This is a genomic window from Lactobacillus helsingborgensis (assembly GCF_003173695.1).
GTDB lineage: Bacteria > Bacillota > Bacilli > Lactobacillales > Lactobacillaceae > Lactobacillus > Lactobacillus helsingborgensis.
Window position 1 is genome coordinate 662,114 of the sequence record NZ_CP029544.1, and the last position, 18,097, is coordinate 680,210.

Consider the following 18,097-nt stretch of genomic DNA (forward strand, 5'->3'; position numbering starts at 1 on the left):
ATATTTTCTCTTTTTGCTATGATAAAAATTAAAATTTAATTAAATGTATATTGTTGTTAAGGAGGGCCAAAATGTCTCAATATCTGAAAAAACATGCACTTGCAGTTATAGCAGCTTGTCTACTATTATTAGTAAATTCAGTATTGCAAGTTTTGGCTGCTACCAAGATGGCTGTCTTGGCAAATTACTTAATTGCCGGAAAAATTAGTCCCTTTATTGACATGCTTATATTTATTTTCTTACTTTGGTTTCTGACCTTTATCATTTCTTTTCTCGAAAAATATATTCAAGAAACTGTGACACAAGACATTCTCAGTGATATTCGCAATGATATAGTCACTAGTCTAATTGAACTTCCACAAAATAAATTTAAACAAAATCCGGTTGACTATTATGAATCATACCTGCAAAATGACGTCAATCTAATCCATAAAGAAGGACTGGATACTTTTTTTCTCATCGTCCGTTTTAGCGGTAATGCTATTTTTGCTTTAGTAGCACTATATCTTTATAGTTACATTTTATTTATTGTAGCAATCATGCTCGTGATTTTAATCGTCTTAGTGCCACGTTTATGTAAAAAATTTTTGACTACTGGTGTAACCGCAATTTCGCAAGCTAATGAGCAGTTCTTAAAATATACGAGTAGTGGTTTACACGGCTACGATACCCTTTATGCCTTTAATGTTTTACCTGAAATTAAAAAGCTGGCATCAGCGGGGTCACAATTATTAAAGAAAGCAAATGTTCATAACACTGTCAGAAGATCTACTGTTGATATTGTCACCGGAGTAATTAATATCGGCAGTCAACTACTGATTTTAGGCGTTACTGGTTGGCTGCATTTTAAAGGCGTACTCACTGCAGGCGCAATTTTAGCAACCGCCGAATTAGGGACTAAAGTTTTTGATTCCGCTGGCATAATTAACCGCTACTTTGCCCAATTACTCTCTACTTCAAGCATTTTTGCGAAGTTTAATAATTTAAAGCAAGCGCTAAAAACTGCTAGTCCTAAATTTCTTGCAGCTACTTTTCCGTTAGAGTTTAAAACGCTTGAATTTAAAAATGTTTCTTTTTCTTATCCGAATGCCAAAGAACAAGTACTGCATGACTTTTCTTTTGTTTTTGAAAAGGGCGCCTTTTACAAATTAAACGGGATTTCTGGACGGGGAAAATCCACATTACTGAAATTGGCTACAGGGCAACTCATTCCTATCAAGGGAGAAATTCTTTTAAATGGTGTCAATATTGCCACTATCCCTCGTAACGTAATAAATTCAATAATTATCTATATGCCGCAGACAGTTACAATGTTTCCGCGCTCCATTGATTATAATATTTTGCTGGGGCGTAATTATGATAAGGCAAGTCTGAATAAGGTAAAACAAGATTTTGAAATTGATGAAAATTGGCAATATGATTCTTTATCAGGTGGGCAAACTCAACGTGTTGCTTTAGCTAGGCTGATAGATACAAAAGGCAAGTTAATTTTACTTGATGAAAGTTTTTCCAGTATTGATCTGAAAACGGCACAAGATTTATTGCAAAAATTACTTAAGCGAATAGAAACTGTAATAGTAGTTTCTCATCGTGATGAAGAAGTAGCCAATTTTCCTTTTAAAGATTTGTCATTGAATTAAAAAACGTTAAGAACCAGATGAAATTTCATCTGGCTCTTAACGTTTTTAGTTGAAATTAACATTATACTTTCTGCCGATTGGAGGAAAAGTAGGTAATCTTAAAGGTGTCGTATGCCATTGAGTGAAAAGTGTGGCACACAACAGAATAAAGGGCACATCTTCTGGACGCTCAATATCACAAATTAGCACAACGCCTTGATTGCGCACGACGGTTTCAACAGTGGCAACTTTTTTGATGCCAAACAAAAACTTATAGCTTCCTTTTTTGATACTACCCGAAACAATGTAGTTTAATCTGGTGATATAGAAAAGGTTGGCTATTTTATTATTAAGTCTTTTGACTTTAACTAATGAGTGGTTTACAACATCAATTGTATATGACGAAATGATGCCACCGCCATCTGTATATAGACGACCTATTTCTTCATTATTAATTTTTTTCAAATAAAGGGTATGATTAGGATTATCTAAATTGCCTTGAATGATATATTGAATTTTTCCATTGTCATTTGCGACAGGAATTTGACCATATTCCTGCTTTTGAGTTAATTCCAATAAGTAGCGCATTTAAGCACCTCTATTCTTCAGCGTTATTTTTGATAAATTTCTTTAAAATATAAGCAACTCCATTATCATCATTAGATTTTGTTTTGACTTGGGCTAATTTTTTGATAGCGGGTACCGCATTTGCCATTGCAACACCGACTCCGGCATCTCTAATCATACTAGCATCATTGAGATTATCGCCAATTGCGGCTACTTCTTCTTTTTTAAAACCTTTTTTCCTGGCATAGTCTAAAAGTGCAGGTCCTTTTTGCGCTTTAATATCATTAATCTCAATGTTAGCCGCCGCGCTTGAAGTGACTGCCACATCACCTAAAGACATAATTTCTTTTTTAGCACTAGAAAAAGCAGAAGGACCGTGAGCATCAAACGAAATAATTTTCATAATCTCCGTTTTGGGATCAGCTAGTAACTGGTCAAAATCTTCCACCAAAGTCATACTTAACATGGCGTTGCTGCCAGCTGCTGTTGCTACCGCCTTTTTGAAAGTCACTCCCGGATTAAGCGACATTAAAGAACGCGCTAAATTAACTACACGTTTACTAATATCATTTGAATATATTTTATCAGCTGTAACCAATTCAAAATATAGCTGATTTTTAAGTAAAATATGTGCAACTAATTTTGCTTTTTCATTTGGTAATTGATGCTTAACTTGTAATTGCTCATTTGCATCATAGACCAAAGCACCATTAATATTAATGAAACCAGTTTTGAGACCATATTCGCGCATATTTTTGCGTGACTGCTGCGGTGAGCGGCCTGTTGCCACTAAGAATTCGATCCCATTTTTTTGGGCTAATTTAATTGCAGCAGCATTTTCTTCTGAAATAGTCATGTTGCTGTTAAAAAGGGTACCGTCTAAATCGCAAGCTACTAACTTAATCACAGCTTACTTACTCCTCCTATATAGGTCATTTTCTTATCTACCATATTATCATATATGAAGAAGTTATTACTTTTATATTTTGAGATAATAAAAAGAATTAAAAAGTAGCAGAATCTCCCACATTGATAATTAATTTCATGATACCATAAAAGTTAGTGAAAGAGAGGATGTTGTGGTAATGAAAAAGTTTATTGGTAATGACTGGGATGAAATTCTGGCTCCTGTTTTTGCAAGTGATCAATATCAGCAGCTGCATGAATTTTTAAAAAAAGAATATGCCACTAAAAGAATTTTCCCTGACATGTACCATATTTTTACTGCTTTTAAGTTAACTTCGTTTGCAGATACCAAAGTTGTTATATTAGGACAGGATCCTTACCATAACCCTGGGCAGGCTACAGGTATGAGTTTTTCGGTTATGCCGGGTGTCAAGTTGCCGCCATCTTTGCAAAATATTTATAAAGAACTGTATGATGACGTCGGCTGCAGACCGGTTAATCACGGTTATTTGAAAAAATGGGCTGATCAGGGTGTCTTACTTTTAAATGCGGTTCTCACAGTTCCTTACGGACATGCTAATGGTCATCAAGGAAAAGGCTGGGAAGAAGTAACGGATGCCGCCATTAAGGCTTTAAGTGATCGGGGTAAAGTAGTTTTCATACTTTGGGGACGTTACGCCCAAAATAAAATCGTTTTAATTGACCAAGACAAAAATTTTGTGATTAAATCAGCTCATCCAAGTCCTTATTCAGCTGATAGAGGATTTTTTGGCTCAAGACCTTTTTCCCGTTGTAATGCGGCTTTGAAAGAATTTGGTGAAGTTCCAATTGATTGGCAGTTGCCAGCCAAAGTTACGCAGACAGATTTAGCATAGAAAAGAACTAGATTATATGAGTGTTTTTGATTTATTAAAAAATAAAGTTCAAAATTCTAATAAAACTTATCAAATTGTTTTCCCTGAAGGAAATGATTTGCGTGTTTTAAAGGCAGCCAGTAAATTGTCGCTGGCTGATATCGTTAAACCAATTTTATTAGGTGAGCCTGAGGAAATTAAGGCTTTAATCACAAAAGAAAATCTTGAATTTTCGCAGTTAGAAATCATTGATCCACTTCACTACGAAAATAAAAAAAATATGGTGCAGGAATTCATTGACGCACGCAGAAAAGACATTGCAAAAAGTGAAGCAGAAAAGGCACTGGAAGACCCTAATTATTTTGGGACGATGCTGGTCAAAATAGGTCAAGCTGACGGCATGGTTTCTGGTGCTACTCATTCAACTGCTGCCACTGTCCGCCCGGCCTTGCAGTTGATTCATACTGCAGCTGGTATGAACAGGGTATCTGGCAGTTTTATCATGGAACGTGCACAAGAAAAATATATTTTTGCTGATTGTGCAATTAATATTGATCCAGATAGTGAAACATTAGCGGAAATTGCATACCAGTCTGTTCAAACAGCACGAATGATTGATATTGACCCTAAAGTAGCATTTTTAAGTTTTTCAACTAACGGTTCTGCTAAAGGTGAAATGGTCACCAAAGTCAAAGAAGCTGCAACAATCTTCCATCAGCAGCATCCAGAAATTGTTTCTGATGGTGAACTGCAATTCGATGCCGCGTTTGTCCCCGATGTAGCAGCCAGCAAAGCACCTGCTTCTGCTTTAAAGGGTCAAGCTAATATTTTTATATTTCCTGAATTGCAATCTGGTAATATTTCTTATAAGATTACCCAACGCTTGGGAAACTTTACTGCCATTGGCCCCATCTTGCAGGGGCTGCAAAAACCAGTGAATGATCTTTCTCGCGGAGCAAATACTCAAGATATATATCATATTGCAATTTTGACTGCTGCACAGGCATTACTTAGGGATGAACAAAATGAAGGTTAATGTTAATTCCGCAGCTGAAATGCAGAATATTGGTGCTGCAATTGCTGATACAGCACAGGCGCATGACTTGTTGCTGCTAAACGGTGATCTGGGAGCGGGGAAAACCACTCTAACTCAAGGTATTGGTTCCGCTTTAGGAATTAAGCGGCCTGTTAAAAGTCCCACTTTTACGATAGTCAGAGAATATCCTGAGGCCAGATTGCCTTTATTTCATATGGATTTTTATAGACTTGAAAATGATGATTTATCTTCAATTGATTTAAATGCTTATTTAACAGAGCCGGGTTTAGTGGTGATTGAATGGCCAGAAGTAGTTCAGGCACAATTACCCCAGGAGTTCTTACAAATTACTATTAAACGTATTGACGATAGCTGGGATTCCACTAAACGGATAATTGAATTTGAGCCGCAAGGACAGAGAAATAAAGCTTGGGCTGAACAAATTTTAAGTTTAATTGAAAAGAAAAAGTAGAGCTTTTATGCTCTACTTTTTTAGATTAAATTTGGTAAACCAGGTTTTTAAGTGTTTCATCGCCAAATTGTTTATTTTGTGCTATTAAAATACCCGCACAGGCCTCACTATCACTTAAAGCATTGTGGTGGTGCCATAATTCAACGTTTAATGCTTTTGCAACGGTATCGAGTTTATGATTAGGTAGATTTGGTTCAAGTAACTTACTCGATTGTAAAGTATCAAGTACAAAGTAATGTGGTTCTGCAATATCATAACGGGCTAAACTTTGATGCATGACGTTGGTGTCAAAACGGGCGTTATGAGCTGTCACTAACATTCCGGGTTGAAACAAAGCTTTAATTCTGGGCCAAACTTCTGACATTGTCGGTGCATCCTGCACGTCTTCGGCAGTAATATCATGAATTTGAATATTCCTTGCGTCAAAAGGCATCTGCGGATTGATTACAGTGTAGAAACGGTCAACAATGACATTATTTCGTATCATTACTAACGCCAAAGAACAAGCGCTTTCTGGATGACGATTGGCAGTTTCAAAATCCATCGCTATAAAATTCATTTTTTCTCCTTTAAAACTTAATTTTAGTATAACATATGATGAAGCTGGTTTCGTAATGCGGTAAAATAGTAAAAGATTATATAAAGGGGATTTTTGTTTTGAAATTAACAGATTTAGCAAAAGAAGGTATTGAAATAAGAAGGCAAGTTCCACTAAGTAAGTACACCTTCACCAAAACAGGTGGACCAGCGGAATTTTTGGCTTTTCCCCAAAACGAAACTGAACTTAAAAAGTTGGTTGTGGCCACCTATAATAATAAAATTCCCTTAACGATAATAGGTAATGCTTCTAACTTAATAATCCGGGATGGTGGCATTTCTGGCTTGGTAATAATTTTAACAAACATGAATCAAATTAAGGTTCAAAAAACCAAAGTTATTGCTCAAGCGGGTGCCACAATTGTTGATACTGCATTTACCGCAGCTGGAAACGGTCTTAGTGGCTTGGAATTTGCAGCAGGTATACCAGGAAGCATTGGGGGAGCAGTATTTATGAATGCCGGTGCTTATGGGGGTGAAACATGTAACGCAATTGAGAATGTCAAAGTCTTGACGCGTTCAGGAAAAATTAAAAATTATAGTAGAAAAGACATGAAATTCTCTTATCGTCATTCGTTAGTGCAGGAAACTGGCGATATTGTTCTTGAAGCTACTTTTGCCTTAAAAAACGATGTTAAAAGTCGCATTTTGGCAGATATGAATTACCTCAATGCCTTGCGTAAGTATAAACAGCCTTTGGAATATCCTTCATGTGGTAGTGTTTTTAAACGACCAGCAGGTCACTATGTGGGGCCAATGATTATTCAGGCTGGGTTACAAGGCAAACAAATTGGGGGTGCCCAGGATTCAACTAAACACGCCGGCTTTATCGTTAATAAAGGCAATGCGACTGCGACTGATTATCTTGACTTAATTCATTTAATTCAAAAAAGAATCAAGTCACAATTTGGTCTTGATTTGCACACAGAGGTTAGAATTATTGGTAACCCAAAAGATTGAATTGATACTGAAATTATGTTTATTTAAATGGGAAAGGAGTATTTATGCAGACTAGCGGTATACATATTTTTACTTGGGCAAACTTATCAACAATTCTTGATGTGCTGATAATCTGGTTTGTAGTCTATCACTTGGTTATTTTAATTAGAGGAACAAAAGCAGTTCAACTAGCCAAGGGCATTGTTCTAATTTTTATTGTCAGAATTATTGCCGGAATACTGCAATTGCATACAACCACTTGGCTGATTGACCAAATTGTTTCTTGGTCTGTGGTTGGCATTATAGTGATTTTTCAGCCGGAAATTAGACGCGGGCTTGAACATTTAGGTCGTCTGCCTATTTTTGGTGGTCGTGAAGATAGTGCGCGTGATGAATCAATCAAATTTATTAATGAACTGGACAAAGCTATTCAGTACATGTCAAAGAGACGGATTGGTGCGCTAATCACTGTGCAACAGGAAACGGGTTTGGAAGATTACATTGAAACTGGAATTAAACTTAATGCTGATGTCACAGGAGAATTGCTTATCAACATTTTTATTCCTAATACTCCGTTACATGACGGTGCTGTAATTATTAACAAGGATCACAAAATTGCGGTAGCTGCAGCTTACTTGCCTTTGTCTGATAACAGCATGATTCCTAAACGGTTAGGAACACGTCATAGAGCTGCAGTTGGAATTTCAGAAGTAACTGATGCGATCACGATTGTAGTTTCAGAAGAAACGGGTGGTGTGACAATAACTCGTAATGGGCGCTTTTTAGTGGACATGACACGTGATGAATATCTGAAATATCTTAAAGCAGAATTGGTACCTAAGAAAAATAGCAATGATAAATGGTATCAAAAAATCCTGCGGAAACTGTGGAAATGGGGTGCTGACCGATGAAAGAATTTTGGAAAAAATCTTGGTTTATCAGACTCGTTTCACTCTTAATAGCCGTTTTACTGGTTATTTATGTTAATTCCACTCAAGAAGGCTTTTTATCTCAAGGGCAAACTGAAAAAACTAAGCAAACTGCTAATAAAACTCAAACCATTAAAGTACCTTTGCAGGTTTCTGTTGATACGGATAAATATTATGTAGTTGGTTATCCGGAAAAGGTAAGTGTGACTTTAGAAGGATCCGCTGCTCTGGTAACTTCGACTATAAATACGCAAAATTTTCGTGCTTATATTGATTTAACCAAAAAAAGTATTGGTATGCACAATGTCAAAATTCACGTTAATGGCATTAATAAACAAATTTCTTATTCTATTAACCCGCGGAGTGTAGAAGTTGATATTCAGCGCAGAAAGTCTACGACAATGCCTGTACAGGTAGAGTATAATAAAGGTGCTGTTGCTCAAGGTTATCAACTAGGTCATGCGAGTGTTTACCCACAACAGGTTGAGGTAACAGGAGCGCGGTCTGAAGTCGATCAAATTGATCAAATAATAGCCAAAGTAGTTTTGCCAAATAATATTGATCATACCTTTGAAAGACAAGTTAACCTGGTTGCTGAAGACCATAAGGGTAGGCAGTTAAATGTCATTATTGATCCAGCAACAGCTAAAGTTTCAATACCGATTACAATATCTAAAAAGTCAGTTAAAATGAAACTTGAACCGGAACATGAAAAATTGGATAAAATCTATTCTCTTTCATTAAAACATAATTACGTTACGCTATATGGTAACAAGGATGCTTTGGCAAAGATCAAACACCTCAAGGTTCCAGTTGATTTAGCTTCTGTTACTAGTTCGACTACTAAAACTGTAACTCTTAATCTGCCTGATGGAGTAGTTAAAGCTAATCCTAACCAGGTTGAAGTTGAAATAAAAGTGGAGAAAGCAAACAATTCTAGAAATAAAAATAATTAATTAGAAAGGTTGTTTAGTAATGTTGAAATATTTTGGCACAGATGGTGTACGCGGGGTGGCTAATCAAGAACTGTCACCTGAAATGGCTTTTAAGTTAGGTCGTGATGGTGGTTATGTCCTAACCAAAAACAAAACTAAAGAAGAACAGGCAAAAGTATTGGTCTCACGTGATACCAGAATATCTGGTCAAATGTTGGAGTATGCCTTAATATCTGGACTGTTGTCAGTCGGAATTGAGGTTTTAGAGGTGGGAGTGATTACTACACCTGGTTTATCATATTTAGTTCGCGCTCAAGGTGCCGACGCAGGTGTACAAATTTCAGCTTCACATAATCCAGTTGAAGATAATGGTATCAAGTTCTTTGGTAGTGACGGTTTGAAATTATCCGATGAGATGGAAGAAGAAATTGAAAAACTAATTGATGCACCGGAGGATAAATTACCTCGACCATCTGCTAAAGGGCTTGGGTCCGTTACTGACTTTCATGAAGGCAGTGCTAAATATTTACAATTTATCGAAAATACTATTCCAGAAGAACTTGATGGTATTAAAGTGGTCATTGATGGTGCAAACGGCGCAGCTAGCCGCCTTATTTCTCGTTTATTTGCTGATTGCGGGGTAGATTTTACTACTATTGCTACTCATCCGAACGGCTTGAATATCAATGACCATGTTGGCGCAACCCATACTAAAAAATTACAGGAAGAAGTAGTTAAACAAAAGGCTCAACTTGGCTTGGCTTTTGATGGTGATGCCGATCGCTGTATTGCGGTGGATGAGAATGGCAATGAAGTCGATGGCGATCATATCATGTATATTTTGGGCAGCTACATGGAAGATGGCGGCCGCTTGAAAAAGGATACAATTGTTACCACAGTAATGAGTAATCTTGGCTTTACTAAAGCTTTAGCAAGACGCGGCATCAAAAATGTACGTACTCAGGTAGGAGACCGTTATGTATCAGAAGAAATGCGGGCGAATGGCTTTAACCTGGGCGGCGAACAATCTGGTCACGTAATTATGAGCGATTATCATAATACTGGTGATGGGATGCTGACTGGACTGCATTTAATGCTGGTAATGAAGAGAACTGGTAAAACTTTATCGGAATTGCTAACCGATTTTAAGGAATATCCGCAATGTTTGGTTAACGTACCAGTTAAGGATAAAAAGAACTGGAAAGAACACGAACCAATTTTAGATGTGATAAAAGAAGTTGAAAAAGAAATGGGTGATGAAGGGCGCATTTTAGTTCGTCCATCCGGTACCCAGTCCTTATTGCGAGTCATGGCTGAAGGACCAACTCAAGAAGAAACCGATGCCTATGTCAAGAGAATCACTGATGTAGTGGAAAAAGAAATGGGCGTTTAAAGGTTAAAAAATTCAAATTTAAAAAGCAGGCAAATTAATTTTGCCTGCTTTTTGTGTTAATGATAGTTGTTTCACAATATAGTATAGACCAATTATGAAAAATATTACTTGACCAATTACAATATAAAGGCTAATATTCCATACGTGACTTAAATATATAAATTAGCCCAAAAATACAAGATTTAACTAGACCAAAGGAGAAACACATGTGTGGAATTGTCGGAATAATTGGAAAATCAGCTAGAGAAATAGTTTTAAATGGCTTGTCTAAATTGGAGTATCGGGGATATGATTCAGCAGGAATATACCTTAATGATTTGGCAGGAAAAGAATTTTTAACTAAAACCACTGGTCGTATTCAGGATTTAAAAAATAAAATGAAACCTGATGAACAGGGCCAAGTCGGTATCGGACATACACGCTGGGCTACTCATGGTAAACCAACTGAGGCAAACGCCCATCCCCAATTTGATGAAACTAAGCGTTTCTATTTGGTTCACAATGGTGTTATTGAAAATTACCAAGATTTAAGAAAAAAATATCTCAATAATGCGTCATTCAAGTCTGATACGGATACGGAAGTGATTGTTCAATTAATTAGTAAAATTGCCCGAGAAAAAAACGTCGCTGCTTTGACTGCTCTCAAAGAAGTTTTGACTATGATCAAGGGGTCCTATGCTCTTTTGTTAGTTGATAACCAGCATCCAGATCATATTTATATTGCCAAAAACAAGTCACCACTACTATTAGGTTTGGGCGCAGACTTTAACGTTATTGCTTCTGATGCTCTTTCCGTCTTAGACCAAACAAAAACTTTTGTTGACTTACATGACGGCGAAGTGGGTGACATTACCAAAAGTGGTTACCAAATTGAAACTATTAGTGGCGCGCAAGTTACAAGGGAACCTTATCAATTAAATGTTGCGGAAGACGCTGCTTCTAAGGGTACTTATGATTTTTACATGTTGAAAGAGATATGTGAACAGCCAGGTGTTTTAAGGCATTTAGATCAATTTTATCTTGATCAAAATGGCAAGCCAAAAGTTAGTGCGACAATAATTGATGCTTTGGCAAAGGCTGATAAATTATATATTTTTGCTGCTGGCACAAGCTATCATGCCGGTTTAGTGGGAAAACTACTTTTTGAAAAATTAACCAAAATTCCCACTGAAGTTGGATTTGCATCAGAGGCTGGCTATCATTTTCCAATGATGTCACAACATCCCTTCTTTATCTTTTTGTCGCAATCTGGTGAAACCGCCGATTCGAGAGTGGTGCTTCAAGAGGCAATTAAGCGCAATATCCCGAGTTTGACTTTAACTAACGTCCCAGAATCTACCTTAGCGCGTGAAGCTAATTATTCAATGGCGCTTGAAGCCGGTCCAGAAATCGCCGTTGCTTCAACTAAAGCATACACCGCGCAAGTAGCTGTTCAAGCAGTAATTGCCAAAGCTTTAGGAGAAAAAATGGGCGATGAGGCTGCTGCAGCATTCAAACTCAAGCAGAATTTAGCCTTGGCTGCAGAGGGAATTGAACAGGTAATTTCCAATCAGGAAAAAATAGAGCAGCTGGCACAAAAAGATTTAATACCATCCCGCAATGCATTTTATATTGGTCGTGGCATTGATTATCCGGTAGCATTAGAAGCAGCACTTAAGCTCAAAGAAGTTTCATACATTCAAACTGAAGGCTTTGCAGCAGCTGAATTGAAGCATGGCACCATTTCTTTAATTGAAAAGGGGACTCCTGTTATTGCTTTGATTAATGACCCACTAACTGCTGATCTGATGCGGGGTAATATTCAGGAAGTAGTTGCACGAGGAGCAAACGTTATTACTATTGTCAATAAATCATTAGCGCAAACAGGCGACGATATTATTTTGCCTGAAGTAGACTACTACTTATCACCATTAGTTACGGTAGTAGTGACACAGCTTTTAGCTTATTTTGCGGCTAAAGACAAGGGTCTGGATGTTGATAAGCCACGTAATTTGGCAAAAAGTGTGACTGTTGAATAAAATAAACCGCCAATTTCATTTGTGATCTAGATAAAACCCTATTTAAACAGAATATTTCTTGAAAAAGTCGTAAGTAATTACGACTTTTTGTATAATAAAGAAGATAATGAAGAAATGTGGGAGGAAATTATTTTGTCAATTAAGTTAATTGCGGTTGACCTAGATGGTACTTTACTGACGAGTACCAAACAAATCTTACCTGAAACAGAAAAACTTCTTAAACAAGCTGATAGTCAGGGAATAAAAGTAGTTTTAGCAAGCGGCAGACCATTATCCGGAGTTATGCCTTTTAACCAACAATTAGGCTTGATAGGTAAAAAGCAATACGACATCGTTTTTAATGGTGCAGTTATACAGGATCTTGCAGGTAACGTCTTGATGAATGAAGAAATGAATTACCGGGATTTCACCAATATGCGCCGCCTGCAGCGTTTGGCCCATGTGAATCTTCATTTTGAAACGCCTGAATGTTATTGGACTTGTGATCGTGATATAGGTGTTAATTTAGCCGATAGTGCCACCAATACTAATAATGTAATCAAAGTCCGCAAAGCCGAGGAAATTCCTCAAGATTTTGCTTTTAATAAAGTAGGCCTTAGTGTCTTAAGTGATGTTAAAGAAGTAGATAAACTGTGGGAAAATATTCCCCAATGGGCATTTGCCAAATATGATGTGGTCCGCAGCTTTTCAACGATAGTTGAAATTAATATTAAAGATGCTTCAAAAGGCAATGCTTTGATGGAACTGGCGGACAGGTTAAAGATCAGGCCGGATCAAGTAATGGTTTTCGGCGATCAGGGCAATGACATCTCAATGTTTAGTAATCCAGATTTTAAAAAGATTGCTATGGGCAATGCGATTGAAATGATTAAAGAAAATGCCGATTTTGTGACAGACGATAATGATCATGACGGAATTGCCAAAGCACTAAAAAAATTAGTTCTGTAGTAAAATAAAGTTGAGTTGATTATTATGGTAGAAAAAAATAGAGAACATAATATTTCCGAAGCTGAATGGGAAGTTATGAGAATAGTGTGGACGTTGGGCGAGATTCATACTGGTGAGATCATTAAACAGCTCCAAGCCAAAAAGAATTGGTCTGAATCGACTATTAAGACTCTAATGGGTCGTTTAGTCAAAAAAGGACTGTTAAAGACGCGTAAAGATGGCCGCCGTTTTGTTTATTCGGCCACAGTTACTCAGATTGAAATGATGATCGAAGTAACTAAAGAGATGATGAACCACATGTGTGATATGCACAAAGGTCAAGTCTTAATCGCTATTCTCAATGATATGCCTCTTTCTGAAGGTGATATTAACAAGATCGAAGGAGAACTTGCTCATAAAAAGGAGCATGCTCCCAAGATGATTAAATGTAACTGCTTAGCTTCGGGACAACACGACTGTTAGATTGATGTTAATTTGACTGTGGAGGCTAGGTTAATGAAAAAAATTGCTAATATATTGCTACGTCTGATTTTTACTGCGGCAGTTTGTATTTCAGGCTTTTTAGTTATGGAAGCGCCGATAACTCTGAATGTCAAAAATGTACGGACAATGGCGCAAACGGTGATTAAGAAAAGTGTTAATAACACGGGTGACTCCAGACTGATTGGCACATTGAAGTTGGCAAAAGACTTTGGTGTAGAAGACAAGATTTTAGAACAGCTACCTAAAAAATATCATTATGACTTGTCTTATGTCAGTTTGTACAACTTAAGCGCAAGTTACCAAGCAAATGGCGAAGTCACAGCGAAAAATCTTTCCTTCCCAGAAAATAATGATGTTCAAAAAACTGTCAGTAAATTAATGTTAAATAGAATTAATGATGGACTTGATAAAAATAGCAACAAGGTAAATCGCGCAATTAATATTTTTCATTATTTCTTCTTTGCAGCAATACTATTATTCATTTTAGCAGCACTACTGATACTTTTCGGTAAATATTGGGCTGCCATCATTTTATTAATTTCTACTGTAGGTTCTTTTGGTGCATTACAGTTTTTTGCTAATCAAGTGGTTCAATGGCTTGAAAGTAATACTGCCCGTGGTTTTACATTAATTACGTCACCAATTTTATGGACTGGATTAGCTATTGGAATAATAACTGCTATAATTTGGCCTTTAGTTTTGAGACTTACCAAAAAAGATTAGTGATTATATAAAGTAAAAATAAAGCATTGATTCAAGGTCAGTTTGAATCAATGCTTTTTATATTGGTATTTATACTTTTAAAAACCATTTTAAATAATAAAATATATGCTAAAATTGGTAAGGATAGTTAAAATGTGAGAATAAAAGGTAAAATAATGTATTATTTTTTAGATAGTAAATTAGATGCAAATAGTTCAGGAATAGAACACGCAGAAGTTAAAAGGCTAAAGTTGTTTAAACGTAATCATGTCAAAGCGAAAATAACGACGAGTGAATTTAACCGTTTTGGTCATCGTAATTTAGCTCTTTATGGTTTGGACGATGATGATTACGTCAATATGTTTGACTTTTTTGCCGGAACCGTTAATTATGCCAGTCACATTGTCACACTAAAAGACTTGCCCATTCCAGGTTTTAACCAGGTGAAGAAAATTACTAATGGTTATGAAGTATATGAAGACAATCGTAAAACCATGACCATTAATATGTTCCCTAATGGCAGCGTAGATACGATTATATATTATAATGGCGATGTTCACCGTATCAAAGAGGATTTTTATGATACACGTGGTTTTAAGAGTCTGACCCAGATTTTTGATACAGCTGATGACCATTTGGTCTACGAATTATTTTTCCGTCCGAACAATACCATTTATTATGAGATTTCTTACGAAAAAAGGCCAACTTACTACCCAGCAACTAACATTCAGTTAACAGATGTTCATGGAGTTGTTCATTCACTAATGAATAGTGGTCAGGCATTCACCATTATGCTTGACCAATTGAATGAGCAAGATGGGGCTGAAAAATCTACGTTTATTTCTGACCGCAGCAATATTACTAACGTACCCATGATTAACATGAAAACACCGGCTAGAAAAATTGAGCATTTTCATAATATTCATTTTAGGGATTACTGGGATCCCAGTTCTCCACTGACTTACAATTCTATTTCCAACAATGAATTATTAAGCAAGACTGATTTAGTTATTACGCCAGGAAAACATCAGGCAGATGACATGCGTAAAAGGTTGAGGACGCAGGTGCCGATAGTTTCAATACCAGTTGGAATAGTTCCTGATGAGCAGCTACAGGCAGAACATATTCCAATGAGTGACCGGACTAAAGGAAAAATAATAATCATAGCCAGATTATTTTATGAAAAGCGTATCGACGATGCGATCAAAGCCTTTAATCAGGCTTATCAAAAAAATGATTCTTTAACATTGGATATTTATGGTTATGGCGACGGTAACGATAATTTTAAAGAAGAAAAAATGCTAAAGAAATTGGTGCAGGATCTTGGATTAGAAGATGTTATTCATTTTATGGGTTATACGCAAGATATGGATTCTGTGTATGATAATGCGCAGCTTTCAGTTCTTTCTTCGCGGTATGAAGGAGCACCACTTTCGATAGTTGAAGCCCAATCACATGGTGTGCCCGTAATCGCTTATGATATTAACTATGGTCCTGCAGATCTGATTGCAGATGGGCAAAGCGGCTTTATTGTTCCTAGTGGTCATATTGATGAATTAGCAGCCAAAATTACTGAATTTTTTGCTAGTCCTAAATTACGCAGAAAATTGAATGAGGGAGCGTATGAAAATGCCAAACGCTCGTCTAGTGAGAATGTTTGGCGTTACTGGCAAAAATATGTGATTGATACAGATAAGTAAGTATTTTAAAAAATTACTCACCTTGAATTCCAAGGTGAGTTTTTCTTTCTTTTAAAATTGATTGCATTTCAAAAAATGTGAGTTACTATGGTTATTTAGTTAGCTTGCTAACTAAATTTTAGGAGGAATTTGAATGCAAAGAAAATTAGATGCAAAACTAATTTGTTCAATTTTTGCAGCTGGATTAATGTCTTTTTCAGGTGTGTTAATTGAAACTGCAGGAAACGTTACATTTCCTGTTTTAATGAATGATTTTCACGTCAATATGGCAACAGTACAATGGATGACAACAGGCTACTTACTGGTTGCTTCTATCATTATGCCGCTATCTGCGTACCTGAAAAGGAATTTTAGTTCACGTAAGCTTTTTGTGACCGCGGCAGTCTTATTCATTTGTGGTTTATTAATTGATGCTGTTGCAAATCAATTTATCTTTTTGGTTCTTGGTCGCGTTATTCAGGGAGCAGGAGCCGGTATTGCAATTCCATTAATGTTCAATATTATTTTGGAAAGAACACCGTTAGATAAGATAGGTTTACTCATGGGAATAGGAACAATGATCACAGCTGTGGCACCCGCTTTAGGACCCACATTCGGTGGTTTAGTCGTTAACACCTTAGGTTGGCGCTATATCTTTATTTTCATTATTCCCGTCATGATCATTTCTTTAATCATGGGTCTAACAGCTATTACTGGTGAAACTGGACAAGTTAAACACACGAAACTCGATGTAGTTGGCTTTATAAGTATTGCTTTAACTTTTATCGGATTAATTTTTGCTTTTAGTAACTTGTCAACTATTTTACAGAAACCATTAATGTTTATTAGCCCTTTAGTTATCGGTATTATCAGCCTTGTGGTTTTTATTAAGCACTCACTTAATACCTCCAACCCTTTAATTAATATTCGTGTCTTTAAGAAGACTAAATTTACGCAAGGTATTACAGCTTATTTTATTTTTCAAGTAAATACTTTAGGTCTGTCCTTTATTCTGCCAAATTATGTGCAAATTGTTAACCACTCCACTGCAATGACAGCAGGTTTATTACTGCTCACTGGGGGACTTGTAGGAGCAATTATGTCACCTATTAGTGGTAGACTCCTTGATAACTATGGTGCACAAAAGCCCATTATGACTGGGGCAGTTTTTGAAATTATTGGTGGTCTACTATACTGCATTTTTGCTTCTTCACTCACTTCTGGCAAAATAATTTTATTTTATGCTATTACAATGTTAGGGATCGGATTAGTTATGGGTGATACGATGACAGCTTCGATTGGCCAATTGGCAGAAAGTGAAAATACAGATGGTAACGGCTTGTTCAATATGGCACAGCAATTTGCAGGTGCTGTGGGAACTGCAATTATTTCCGCAATTATGCAGTTTGTTGAACAAACGAGCAGCCAAACTTCTGTTACAGGAAAATATATTGCTGCTGCTCAAGTTGGCTTTATTTTTATTCTATTGATTGTTCTTATTGGTGTATACTTACTGTATGCGGCAACGAAACCAGTAAAAACAAAGGAATAAAATAATGAACAGACTCGGATTGGCCTTGCAGCGTGTACAAAATACTTTTAATCGTAATGCCGATTATTATGCTAGAAAAATTGGCTTGACTGGTACACAGATGCTGATTATTGAATATTTAGCTTCATTTGCGCAGAATAAGTCAATTTATCAAAAAGATATTGAGCATGAATTTAACATCAGGAAATCGACTGCTACTAATGTTTTACGTTTAATGGAAAATAAAGGCTTGATCTATAAGAAAGTAGATCAACGTGATACACGACTAAAGGCAATTCTACTGACTGATAAAGCGATTAAACTCGAAGAAAAAATAACTAATTATTTTATTAGCTCTGAAAATAGTTATGCTGCAATACTTGGGGCAGACACTAAAAAAGAACTAATAGAAAACTTGCAAAAATTAAATAAAGCAATTTCAGAAAATTAGTTGAAACATAAAAAAACTAGTTATTGGATTAAACCAAT

Annotated in this window: 18 protein-coding genes; 15 read left to right on the forward strand and 3 right to left on the reverse strand. The window is 36.4% G+C overall.

Annotated features, from left to right (window positions below):
• Nucleotides 1-71 precede the first annotated feature (71 nt).
• Nucleotides 72-1,640, forward strand: a complete 1,569-nt coding sequence (locus DLD54_RS03310) for an ATP-binding cassette domain-containing protein (protein ID WP_109918212.1) — start codon at nt 72-74, stop codon at nt 1,638-1,640.
• A gap of 45 nt (nt 1,641-1,685) precedes the next feature.
• On the opposite strand, the gene DLD54_RS03315 is transcribed toward DLD54_RS03310, so the two are convergent.
• Nucleotides 1,686-2,207 (reverse strand): LURP-one-related/scramblase family protein, encoded by a 522-nt coding sequence (locus DLD54_RS03315; protein ID WP_038521986.1) that lies wholly within the window; start codon nt 2,205-2,207, stop codon nt 1,686-1,688.
• Nucleotides 2,208-2,217: 10 nt separating this feature from the next.
• Nucleotides 2,218-3,093, reverse strand: coding sequence for a Cof-type HAD-IIB family hydrolase (locus DLD54_RS03320; protein ID WP_109918213.1), 876 nt, complete (start codon nt 3,091-3,093; stop codon nt 2,218-2,220).
• Between the two features lie 178 nt (nt 3,094-3,271).
• On the opposite strand from DLD54_RS03320, the gene DLD54_RS03325 reads away from it, so the two are divergent.
• From DLD54_RS03325 to tsaE, 3 genes are read left to right on the forward strand one after another with little or no spacing between them, the layout of a single operon-like run.
• Nucleotides 3,272-3,967, forward strand: a complete 696-nt coding sequence (locus DLD54_RS03325; protein WP_046326946.1) for a uracil-DNA glycosylase — start codon at nt 3,272-3,274, stop codon at nt 3,965-3,967.
• Nucleotides 3,968-3,983: 16 nt separating this feature from the next.
• Entirely contained in the window at nt 3,984-4,982 is a 999-nt protein-coding gene (pta, locus tag DLD54_RS03330) for a phosphate acetyltransferase (RefSeq protein ID WP_109918214.1), read from the forward strand.
• A complete protein-coding gene (gene tsaE / locus DLD54_RS03335; protein WP_109918215.1) occupies nt 4,972-5,454 on the forward strand; it encodes a tRNA (adenosine(37)-N6)-threonylcarbamoyltransferase complex ATPase subunit type 1 TsaE in 483 nt (160 codons plus the stop codon). The genes pta and tsaE overlap by 11 nt, the downstream gene beginning before the upstream one ends.
• Nucleotides 5,455-5,479: 25 nt before the next feature.
• On the opposite strand, the gene DLD54_RS03340 is transcribed toward tsaE, so the two are convergent.
• Nucleotides 5,480-6,013, reverse strand: a complete 534-nt coding sequence (locus DLD54_RS03340; protein WP_109918216.1) for a 3'-5' exonuclease — start codon at nt 6,011-6,013, stop codon at nt 5,480-5,482.
• A gap of 98 nt (nt 6,014-6,111) precedes the next feature.
• Between DLD54_RS03340 and murB the strand changes: the two genes are divergently transcribed.
• The 11 genes from murB to DLD54_RS03395 all read left to right on the forward strand — a co-directional run bounded on the left by murB (nt 6,112) and on the right by DLD54_RS03395 (nt 18,059).
• Entirely contained in the window at nt 6,112-7,011 is a 900-nt protein-coding gene (gene murB / locus DLD54_RS03345) for a UDP-N-acetylmuramate dehydrogenase (protein ID WP_109918217.1), read from the forward strand.
• A gap of 44 nt (nt 7,012-7,055) precedes the next feature.
• A complete protein-coding gene (gene cdaA, locus DLD54_RS03350) occupies nt 7,056-7,901 on the forward strand; it encodes a diadenylate cyclase CdaA (protein WP_109918218.1) in 846 nt (281 codons plus the stop codon).
• Nucleotides 7,898-8,875: a CdaR family protein gene (locus DLD54_RS03355; RefSeq protein ID WP_109918219.1), complete on the forward strand. Its 978-nt coding sequence runs from the start codon at nt 7,898-7,900 to the stop codon at nt 8,873-8,875. Before cdaA ends, DLD54_RS03355 begins: the two co-directional genes overlap by 4 nt.
• 19 nt (nt 8,876-8,894) lie before the next feature.
• Complete coding sequence (glmM, locus tag DLD54_RS03360) at nt 8,895-10,247, forward strand: phosphoglucosamine mutase (RefSeq protein WP_109918220.1); 1,353 nt, start codon at nt 8,895-8,897, stop codon at nt 10,245-10,247.
• Nucleotides 10,248-10,453: 206 nt separating this feature from the next.
• Nucleotides 10,454-12,265, forward strand: a complete 1,812-nt coding sequence (gene glmS / locus DLD54_RS03365) for a glutamine--fructose-6-phosphate transaminase (isomerizing) (RefSeq protein WP_109918221.1) — start codon at nt 10,454-10,456, stop codon at nt 12,263-12,265.
• Nucleotides 12,266-12,397: 132 nt separating this feature from the next.
• Nucleotides 12,398-13,213 carry a Cof-type HAD-IIB family hydrolase gene (locus DLD54_RS03370; protein WP_109919000.1) on the forward strand — a complete coding sequence of 272 codons (816 nt, stop codon included), beginning with the start codon at nt 12,398-12,400 and terminating at the stop codon, nt 13,211-13,213.
• A 24-nt stretch (nt 13,214-13,237) separates the two neighbouring features.
• Nucleotides 13,238-13,675: a CopY/TcrY family copper transport repressor gene (locus DLD54_RS03375; RefSeq protein WP_046326954.1), complete on the forward strand. Its 438-nt coding sequence runs from the start codon at nt 13,238-13,240 to the stop codon at nt 13,673-13,675.
• Nucleotides 13,676-13,708: 33 nt separating this feature from the next.
• Nucleotides 13,709-14,419 (forward strand): hypothetical protein, encoded by a 711-nt coding sequence (locus DLD54_RS03380; protein ID WP_109918222.1) that lies wholly within the window; start codon nt 13,709-13,711, stop codon nt 14,417-14,419.
• A gap of 155 nt (nt 14,420-14,574) precedes the next feature.
• Nucleotides 14,575-16,098 carry a glycosyltransferase gene (locus DLD54_RS03385; RefSeq protein ID WP_109918223.1) on the forward strand — a complete coding sequence of 508 codons (1,524 nt, stop codon included), beginning with the start codon at nt 14,575-14,577 and terminating at the stop codon, nt 16,096-16,098.
• Nucleotides 16,099-16,231: 133 nt separating this feature from the next.
• Nucleotides 16,232-17,629: a DHA2 family efflux MFS transporter permease subunit gene (locus DLD54_RS03390; protein WP_109918224.1), complete on the forward strand. Its 1,398-nt coding sequence runs from the start codon at nt 16,232-16,234 to the stop codon at nt 17,627-17,629.
• Nucleotides 17,630-17,633: 4 nt separating this feature from the next.
• Nucleotides 17,634-18,059, forward strand: a complete 426-nt coding sequence (locus DLD54_RS03395) for a MarR family winged helix-turn-helix transcriptional regulator (RefSeq protein ID WP_109918225.1) — start codon at nt 17,634-17,636, stop codon at nt 18,057-18,059.
• Nucleotides 18,060-18,097 lie beyond the last annotated feature (38 nt).

What these genes read in the sequence shown, in the direction of transcription:
- tsaE (WP_109918215.1), top strand. Translation starts at nt 4,972, where the DNA reads ATGAAGGTTAATGTTAATTCCGCAGCTGAAATGCAGAATATTGGTGCT.
- DLD54_RS03310 (WP_109918212.1), top strand. Translation starts at nt 72, where the DNA reads ATGTCTCAATATCTGAAAAAACATGCACTTGCAGTTATAGCAGCTTGT.
- DLD54_RS03390 (WP_109918224.1), top strand. Translation starts at nt 16,232, where the DNA reads ATGCAAAGAAAATTAGATGCAAAACTAATTTGTTCAATTTTTGCAGCT.
- cdaA (WP_109918218.1), top strand. Translation starts at nt 7,056, where the DNA reads ATGCAGACTAGCGGTATACATATTTTTACTTGGGCAAACTTATCAACA.
- DLD54_RS03340 (WP_109918216.1), bottom strand. Translation starts at nt 6,013, where the DNA reads ATGAATTTTATAGCGATGGATTTTGAAACTGCCAATCGTCATCCAGAA.
- pta (WP_109918214.1), top strand. Translation starts at nt 3,984, where the DNA reads ATGAGTGTTTTTGATTTATTAAAAAATAAAGTTCAAAATTCTAATAAA.
- DLD54_RS03355 (WP_109918219.1), top strand. Translation starts at nt 7,898, where the DNA reads ATGAAAGAATTTTGGAAAAAATCTTGGTTTATCAGACTCGTTTCACTC.
- DLD54_RS03375 (WP_046326954.1), top strand. Translation starts at nt 13,238, where the DNA reads ATGGTAGAAAAAAATAGAGAACATAATATTTCCGAAGCTGAATGGGAA.
- DLD54_RS03325 (WP_046326946.1), top strand. Translation starts at nt 3,272, where the DNA reads ATGAAAAAGTTTATTGGTAATGACTGGGATGAAATTCTGGCTCCTGTT.
- glmM (WP_109918220.1), top strand. Translation starts at nt 8,895, where the DNA reads ATGTTGAAATATTTTGGCACAGATGGTGTACGCGGGGTGGCTAATCAA.
- glmS (WP_109918221.1), top strand. Translation starts at nt 10,454, where the DNA reads ATGTGTGGAATTGTCGGAATAATTGGAAAATCAGCTAGAGAAATAGTT.
- DLD54_RS03395 (WP_109918225.1), top strand. Translation starts at nt 17,634, where the DNA reads ATGAACAGACTCGGATTGGCCTTGCAGCGTGTACAAAATACTTTTAAT.
- DLD54_RS03380 (WP_109918222.1), top strand. Translation starts at nt 13,709, where the DNA reads ATGAAAAAAATTGCTAATATATTGCTACGTCTGATTTTTACTGCGGCA.
- DLD54_RS03385 (WP_109918223.1), top strand. Translation starts at nt 14,575, where the DNA reads ATGTATTATTTTTTAGATAGTAAATTAGATGCAAATAGTTCAGGAATA.
- DLD54_RS03315 (WP_038521986.1), bottom strand. Translation starts at nt 2,207, where the DNA reads ATGCGCTACTTATTGGAATTAACTCAAAAGCAGGAATATGGTCAAATT.